This is a genomic window from Marinomonas sp. SBI8L (assembly GCF_001624705.1).
Lineage (GTDB): Bacteria > Pseudomonadota > Gammaproteobacteria > Pseudomonadales > Marinomonadaceae > Marinomonas.
The window spans coordinates 377,759-385,654 of sequence record NZ_JSEO01000005.1 but is presented as its reverse complement, the minus strand read 5'-3'; the positions used below and the strand labels follow the sequence as shown (position 1 = coordinate 385,654).

At 41.6% G+C, this 7,896-nt stretch carries 9 protein-coding genes; 1 reads left to right on the top strand and 8 read right to left on the bottom strand.

The genetic code is table 11. From position 1 onward, the window contains the following. Positions 1–179 precede the first annotated feature (179 nt). The 6 genes from OA91_RS10170 to OA91_RS10145 form a co-directional block, all read right to left on the bottom strand. The gene (locus tag OA91_RS10170; protein ID WP_063338110.1) at positions 180–1,304 is read right to left on the bottom strand and encodes an LPP20 family lipoprotein; all 1,125 of its coding nucleotides are present in this window, start codon (positions 1,302–1,304) and stop codon (positions 180–182) included. Position 1,305: 1 nt separating this feature from the next. After that, positions 1,306–1,905: a penicillin-binding protein activator LpoB gene (locus tag OA91_RS10165; protein ID WP_046015588.1), complete on the bottom strand. Its 600-nt coding sequence runs from the start codon at positions 1,903–1,905 to the stop codon at positions 1,306–1,308. A gap of 63 nt (positions 1,906–1,968) precedes the next feature. Next, positions 1,969–3,660, bottom strand: a complete 1,692-nt coding sequence (locus OA91_RS10160; RefSeq protein WP_046015589.1) for a hypothetical protein — start codon at positions 3,658–3,660, stop codon at positions 1,969–1,971. 208 nt (positions 3,661–3,868) lie between these two features. Next, entirely contained in the window at positions 3,869–4,327 is a 459-nt protein-coding gene (secB, locus tag OA91_RS10155) for a protein-export chaperone SecB (RefSeq protein WP_046015590.1), read from the bottom strand. A 54-nt stretch (positions 4,328–4,381) separates the two neighbouring features. After that, positions 4,382–4,636 (bottom strand): glutaredoxin 3, encoded by a 255-nt coding sequence (gene grxC / locus OA91_RS10150; RefSeq protein ID WP_046015591.1) that lies wholly within the window; start codon positions 4,634–4,636, stop codon positions 4,382–4,384. A 10-nt stretch (positions 4,637–4,646) separates the two neighbouring features. After that, entirely contained in the window at positions 4,647–5,063 is a 417-nt protein-coding gene (locus OA91_RS10145; RefSeq protein WP_046015896.1) for a rhodanese-like domain-containing protein, read from the bottom strand. A gap of 127 nt (positions 5,064–5,190) precedes the next feature. Here OA91_RS10145 and OA91_RS10140 point away from each other — a divergent pair, with 127 nt between their 5' ends. Further along, a complete protein-coding gene (locus OA91_RS10140) occupies positions 5,191–5,877 on the top strand; it encodes a hypothetical protein (RefSeq protein WP_063338109.1) in 687 nt (228 codons plus the stop codon). Between the two features lie 43 nt (positions 5,878–5,920). Here the strand turns inward: OA91_RS10140 and OA91_RS10135 are convergent, their stop codons facing one another. After that, positions 5,921–6,718: a DUF1338 domain-containing protein gene (locus OA91_RS10135; protein WP_063338108.1), complete on the bottom strand. Its 798-nt coding sequence runs from the start codon at positions 6,716–6,718 to the stop codon at positions 5,921–5,923. A 156-nt stretch (positions 6,719–6,874) separates the two neighbouring features. Further along, positions 6,875–7,741: a LysR family transcriptional regulator gene (locus OA91_RS10130; RefSeq protein WP_046015594.1), complete on the bottom strand. Its 867-nt coding sequence runs from the start codon at positions 7,739–7,741 to the stop codon at positions 6,875–6,877. Positions 7,742–7,896 lie beyond the last annotated feature (155 nt).

The following is a 7,896-nucleotide window of genomic DNA, read 5'->3' as shown; positions in this document are numbered from 1 at the left end:
AATATTGTTTTTCAAGTTGGCAAGAAGATGTGCTATCTAAACACGCCTTGGCAACGAGAAGTTTTAACTCACGACTATATTTGGACATAAAAGACCCCCAGTAATTAGTTTGTCCAACTATTGGGGGTCAGTTCATAAGAGGCTTTTTTTATATAGCTTTCAGAAGGTTTTAGCTTTGCTTATTGAGCATTGGCCAAATTACCTTGCGTTAAATAGGTAAAAACTTCATCGGCTAAAGATTTAGCTGCTTTTTTATAGGCAGACTGAGTGGCTTGTTCTGGTGTGGCAGAAATACCTCGACCAGTTAAGCTCCAGCTTGCCAACATTTTAGAGCTATCATGGCTAACTTCATCAAGTGATGCATTCAGGTTAACAAACTGATAAGTGCGTCCTTCTTTTACTTGCTTGTTAGTACTAATGTGCAAGTTAATACGGAGAGGACTGCTGGCTTTACTCGATGGGGTTAAGCCCTTATCTGTTAGCTCACTGCGTAGCACCTTGATTAAAGATTGGCTTCTTGCGGATTGGCTACTCACTTGAATTGAGAGTTGCGTTAACAGACTAGATAGCTGCTTTTCTAAGCCTTTAATCGTCTCGCTTTTAGCTGACGCTAGGTTAGCGCTTGTGCTGTATAGCTGTAATAGATCAAGCTTTTGTGCACGTTCTGACAAGATAGGGAGAGCCGGCAAAATGGATTGCCATTGCTCAACCAGATTACCTTGGGTTTTTGCTTCAAGGGCGATGGCTTCTAGTTGAGAGTCTAGTTCTGTTATCTCACGACGTAAACGCGCCGTAATTTTTGCTCTATCAAGGCGTTGCAATACATAAACGTATTTGCCTGTGGCAACATTTTCAACCGTTTCACTTTGCTCTAATACTAAAGACTCAGTGTCCATATGCGTGGTTGATGAAAAGGATTTCAACACCTGCTCAGACTGTGACGTGTTTTGGCTAACCTGAGTACTTTGTACATTGCTTTGAGAAACCGTGACTCTTAGCTGATTGGCCATGTCTGCATTAGCTTGCTGACGTGCGCCTTTAATATCGGCGACCAAATCTTCCGACTGAATCACACTGCCAACACCATAAAGGTAGCGTGCATCACTTGGCGGTGATAGCACCCAGCTAGGAGTCGCATTTTTTGCGGCTGTATTAAGCGTGCTGCTGCTTGCTTTAGCGGCAGGCGCTGCTTGGTTTGTATTAGCAACTTGAGTTGGTTCGCTTGAGTCATCTGATTTCACAAATAGCTCGGTGCAAGCACCGAGCATCAAGCTAGAAACGAGAATTAAAGAGCGGGACCACATGTTAGAAGAAGCTCTTATCGGCAAGTTTCTTAAGTTTTTTCTGTCCATTCCAAACTTCCCTATTGGTTGTCATATCAATCAATTTTAGGTCAACTTGATAGAAGGTCACACGCTTGTCCCCATCGGAATCAACAATAGAGTTGATTGTGCCTGAAAGAGCAAATCCAGCACCTTGTTCTTCACCAAATTGTGCAGCAGTACCTTCGGCAGCATTTAGCTCTTGGTCTTCTCTTTCGGTACGAATGTCAGCTCGTTCGCTACCTGATGCAACAAAATCAACTTTGCCAGCACGTAATAGAGAGCGCTTTATATCGTTGATAAAGGTATCAACAGGAATATGTTCATGACTCTTGTTGCGGATGCTTTGTACGATAACAGTTGGGTTGCCTGAGTTTTTGAAACTAAAATCTCTAAACCAAGGGAAAGACAGCATGTCTGTCATCATCTCTTCAGCAACTAGGCTAGAGTCTTTATCGTTCCAGCGGTCTGATAAAGCAATTTCTTCATCAACTGATACACGTTTTACACTGGTTGAACCACATGCCATCAACATCAGGCTTAGGATACCAACCGCAAGGGTTTTCCAAGAAAAACTAGTCATTTTGTGCTTCCTTTATTAGCAATGTCTAAAACCTTTATCTCTAGGATGAGGTTATATCAAAAGTTAGTTTGGGTTACGAATATTCCAAACTTTAATTTGGTTTTTATTTAATTCAAATGGGTCTAACGTGAAGTTTCTACCATTGGTTTGGTAATTTAGAGATTGTAAGCCTGTATCCGCTGCTTGTCGTGTTAAACGTATTTGAGCTGGTAGAGTCGACCAATTTCGAGTTTCAGATGATGCGGATGCCAATACGGCGATTTTGCCGACAAAGCCTAGCAACAAGCTGGCTGTCTCATCTTGCACTTCACTAGACACTTTATAGGCCAAGTAATTACGCAAAAGTTCCCTTAGCAAGGTCTCATAGATATCACGGCTTGCTTGGCTGAGTTGTACTTGCATAGTGATGTCAGCCAAGGACGTCATACGTACGGAATCATGCTTGCTAGCACCAGAGGTTGCTAAACTTGAGCTGAGTTTGGTTTTAGTGCTGTCTAGCACTACAGGGTCGTAATAAGGGACAGCAATGCGAACAGGGGCTTCGCTTAGCATCTTATCTATGCCGACAGAACGTAATGAACGCCAGCCAGCATTGCCTAAAATAATGCGTTTAGTGAATACGCCAGCAAAAGTATTCCAAGCTCCCCCCGCCTGATAGTTAGCAAAGAGGTTTAGTAAACCCTGATCAGCATAAACCATGCTAAACCAGCGTGAGGCATTATTCGCATCTTGGTGGGTGCCTGTGTAAAGCGGCTCTAGTACTAATGAATAACTTTGTGGGGATGCATATAACATCAAGTTGAGCTCTTTTCGTTCAGGTACAAAGCCCTGTTCTTCAAGAACAATAATTTCAGCTGGCTTTTTATCATAGTCTGCTAGCAATGCTTGATACTTTTTGTTGAGCTTTTCTTTGGCAAGGCTTGGGTATTCACTTTGCCAACCGCCTGCTTTTTTCATCATGCGTATGGTATCAAGCCAAGCTCTTTGGCCTGCATCTTTAGGTAGATTGTATTGCTTGGTATAACCTTTGTCGTAAAGGTTTGCTGAGGCTTGGTAAGCGATACGAGCATCGTCATACTCGCCACTTATTTCATACTGTAAGCCTTCCATGTACCTGGCCCAGGCATCGTCGCGGTAAACATAGTCATCACTATTTATGCCGCCAGTATAGAAACCAGAAAGCCAATCCACCGCCTTAGATAGAAAAGCCTTGTTAGCGCCATCTATGTCTTCATAGCTTGGGTTAAGTGCCGCAATTTCATTTAACTTAAGATCAATACGGCGGGATTCAACTAGGGCAGCATCAAGTAGGCTTTGACGCTCTTGTCGAGATTTCGCTTGTTCGGCAAGTGCAAGATAGTTGAGAGACTTGAAAAAGTTGATGTAAACACGTTCAAAGCCAGTTGGTTGGAAATCTCCTTGCATAGGGTTAGCAAGCAAGGCCCAAGAACGGCTACTAATACTCTCTTCTAGGAAGGTGTCGCTAAGTCTTTCTGCCTGTTCAAGAAGTTGATTACTGCGCTCATAATCACCTTGATACTGAGCTAATGCCCCTTTTTCTAATAGGCGTAATAGGTGGTCCTGTGAGCTATCTAGTGTCTCAGAGATAATCTCTTCGGCTTCATGCCATTGGCCTTGTTTAGCAAGGTCTCGGCTATCACTGATACCTTGATTATAAGTGGCACAGCCAGATAAAAATAAAACAGAAAGAAGGGCTAGGTAGGCGCTTCTAAAGTCCTTTTTGCATATATTCATGGGTAAACAACACAAGTATTAGGGCAATACAGGCACAGTAAAGGACCATCCAACGTATTTTCATACATCGGGCACAAGGTTTTTTCTTGCGGACACTTTTGGTTTTTGCCATGTTCTTCCCTGGGTGAGTGGAAACAATAAGCTGCGGTTGATTATTTATAACACAAAAAAAAGGGCAATTAAGCCCTTCTTTTTATCACTCAATAATTTATTGAGATGTTTCTTCAGCTTGCTGCTTCTTAAGGCTATCCATATAAAGCGCATCGAAGTTAACTGGTGCAAGCATCAAAGCAGGGAAGCTGCCTTTAACGCAAAGTGCGTCGATGTTTTCACGAGCGTAAGGGAAAACAGTGCCTGGGCAGAAAGCGCCTAGAGCGTGGTGTAGCTGCTGATCGTCAAGACCTGCAATGGCAAACAGACCACCTTGTTGAACTTGAACTAGGAAAGCACTCTCGCCGTTGTTTTTAACATTAACAGTGACTTCTAATACTACTTCATACAGGTTTTCGCCTACTTGACGACTTTTAGTATTCAGTTCTAGACCAACTTCTGGTTTCCACTCTTCTTGAAAAACCATAGGTGAACGTGGAGATTCAAACGAGATGTCTTTTAAAAAGATACGTTGTAGTGCAAGTTGCGGTGCAACTGCTTCTGTAGTTTCAGCCATTGTATTTCCTTAGTCTTATATATTTTTTAGTATTTTTAGTCAGGTTTTAATGCATTACTGAGACAGTAACGCATCTAACTTACCATTACGTTCCAAGGCAAATAATTCATCACAACCGCCGACATGATGCTCTTGGATCCAGATTTGAGGAACCGATGTACGGCCGCTCTTTTCTGTCATTTCTCGGCGTAGCGCAGATTGTCCATCAACATTAATTTCGTTGAATTCTACCTGCTTCATTTTCAACAATTGTTTCGCTCTAATACAAAAAGGACAATAGTCACTTGAGTAAATAGTTACCTGAGACATTTTGACCTCTCTAGTTAGTTACTAATGGCAAATTAGCACCTTGCCACTCAGCGATACCGCCTTGCATTTTATAGACAGTGTAACCTTCTTTTTGCAGCTCTTTCGCGCTAGCACCAGAAGTCATACCTGTTTTACAAACTAAGATGATGGGGTTTGATTTATGATTCTCAAGTGTCGCCATCTGATCTTTTATTTTTGTCGCTGGAATATTGATTGCACCGGTAATATGACCAGTTTTAAACTCAGCAGCAGGACGAATATCAAGGACAACAGCGGATTCGTTGTTCATCATGTTAGTGGCTTCTCCTGTGGACAAGCTACCAGCGCCACCTTTCTTCTCAACCCAAATAACAAGTGCTAGTAAGGCAATAAAAAGGGAAACCATTTCCCAATGGTTGGTGGAAAACTCAATTAGTTGGTTCATCATACGCGTAAGACCCATTAGACCTATCAAAAAACTGCAGGCATTATACACGGCAAAAGCAGGGCGTACATGATAGAAATAGAATCTCAGGGCGACTTGAATAAGTAGAAGAGGTAAAAGACGTAAGGATATGAATACTAAATTATTAAAAGCGGGTCTTGGTGTCTTACTGATTATCTTAGTGACGGGCTGTACCAGTCAGGTTAAACCGTCTCAAACACAAGCTAAAATAGAACCGCCGCTTGACGAAGTTCAGCTGCTTAAACAGCAAAGATCACAATTACAGTTTCAATTCTCTCGCCTAACCGATGAGTGGTGGCAAAGAAGCGGTGAACTTGCCTCGACCCAATCTGAATTACCTCTCCTATCCAATAACCCAGATACTATTGTTGAAATTAATCGTGTACTAAAAAACAAAAACGAGGCGCTGACAAAAAAGTTAATCGCACTTAATAAGAAAGTTGAAGCGAGAAAAAGAGGGGATATTGAATGCATAAAGCTGAACTTAGCGCTTAAATATGCGGGTTATAAAGCGGCAAATGCGGAAAAATCCAAAGCGGTACAGCCAAGCCAGATTAATCTAGTGCAAGGTGAAACGCAGCTTTGGCAGCTTTATACGAAACAAGGTTTAGTATTACCCAAAGTTGCTGTGACTTTAAGTGAAGCTAATCAGCTTTTTATTGAAAACCAATTGATTGCACAATTAGAACTCGATAAACCTAGCTCAAACTTTATTACCAGTGTCACTCTTTATGGTCAGCAAATTTATGCAGCAGGTCAGCTAGATATGATGTTGGCACCGACTATCGCGAAATAGTGGTGCCAACAGATTGGTCGTGCCAGAGAATCTTGGTGTGCAATTATTGATTAGTAGAATCAAAAATTTTGTCGGCATTACCTTCGATAAAGCTATCAAACACTTCACCGTTTTCCATCTTGTGTCTTAGGGCAAATTCATAGAAGCAAGATGGAATTTCAACCTTCTTAGCTGAAGAGAATTCAAACTTAATCTTATCCGCCATAGTTGAAGACTGCTCTAGGAAAAGCTCAGGTGTGCCTTTAATCAGACCGCCAACTTCGTTTAGGGTATAACCTTCATCTATCAATAACTGATTCACGCTTTCGATAGTTTCGAAGTTCTCTAGGTGGTTGATGCTAACAGTAAAGTGGTTAGCTTTAAGGCCCATAGTCGATAACCAGGCCGCATATTCACTTTCAGCAGCAAGGACTTGATACTCTTCGTAACTAGGCTTGCTCCACAAACGGCCTTGCCAAAAAATACTTGGAGATTGAACAACCTGTGCAGGAATTTGGTTAACTAATTTGTTAATCACCTCTTGCGCAACCTCAGACAGTTCATGAGATAGAAGCTCACTGACAAAAATCTTAGGTTGGGTTGGATCTGAATGTTTGAAACATTTAGCAAACAGGTGTTTCTTTTCAAAAGTGAAAGCGCCATAGGCTTGGTAGCCGATTTGCTCAAGCATAGGTGTTAGCTTGTCTAGGCTAATAGGAGAGTTCGCAAAGGTACGAAATGCCACGTGGTCATTCAGTACTTTTTCACCCTTACTTTCAAATAATTCTTGGATGCGTTTTGCTTGTGGTGTGACTGCAATATAGCTGTGCCATAGGGAGTTGAAAAAATCTTGAACTAACATCTTGGAGTATCCTGTTTCAGTTGAGCTGCATTTAACTTGCATTAACTGTAGCGAATTATAGGACAAGTTAACAAAAGCTTAATTATCATCTTCTCATGCAAAAAAGTTGGGCATGACTTATATCATGGCTATTTAAGTCTTCATTGCTGTTTTCAGTTAAGTCTCTAGGGCTTGTTTTTGAAGCGCTTTTTGCAAGTCCATTTTACTGTTTAAAATACTTTGTAAGAGCCTATTTGGCAGGCTTTGCGACTTATGATGCGCTAAACCAACTAGGCGTTTAAAGTTGGCATCATTAAGTGGCCGTAAGCAGATGTCTGATCTTTGTCTGGCTGAGTGCTCTGGAATCAGGGAGATACCAAGGCCTGCTGCTACTAAATCGAGTGCGTATTCTTCGGTTTTTACCTGAGCTCTTACATCCACCTGAATACCTTGTTTGTGAATTAAATAATGCCAAGACTCAATAATGTCGCAAGGGGTGCGACTAATAAAAGGTAAGCCGTCTATTTGTTTGAGGCTGATATCTTTTTGTTTCGCTAGAGCATGGTCTGGTGCCATCGCAAGCACATAATCGTCTTCCCACAAGGGATGGAAAATATCTTCACTGGTTAGGTAGCGTTGGCAGGTAAACCTCAAATCCGCTTGTTCAGATTCATCCACCAAATTGAGTTGTAAGTTTGGTACCTGTGCCAGCATGGTTTTAATCACCTGACTGACCAGAGAACCTGATAAAAATGGCATTAATGAAATAGATAAATCAAGGTTGCTTTGTTGAGTGTTGAAGAGGCTAGGCAAAGCTTGTAAATCATTAATGACTTTACAGGCATGAGGATATAAGTCCTTGGCGTTATCGGTTGCAGTGACCCCTTTAGAGTGACGAGTAAAAAGGGAGACTTTTAATGCTTCTTCTAATTGCGCAATGGCGGCAGAGATAGAAGGCTGGGCAACAAAGCAGCGCTTTGCCGCTGCGCTCAAGCTTCTTTCTTCATAGACGGCTTTAAAATACCTGAGACTGCGAATATCCATAGTTTTGAGCTCTATTAAACCAAGTAAAGTGTGATATTGGCTAAGAGTATGCGTTTAGCTATAGGAAAAAACTAGAGCATTACTAGGAAAAGTGTATTTCCTCTTTGTATTTGCTGGCAGTAGTCTTGATGGAAATCGTCACAATTTTTTCTATT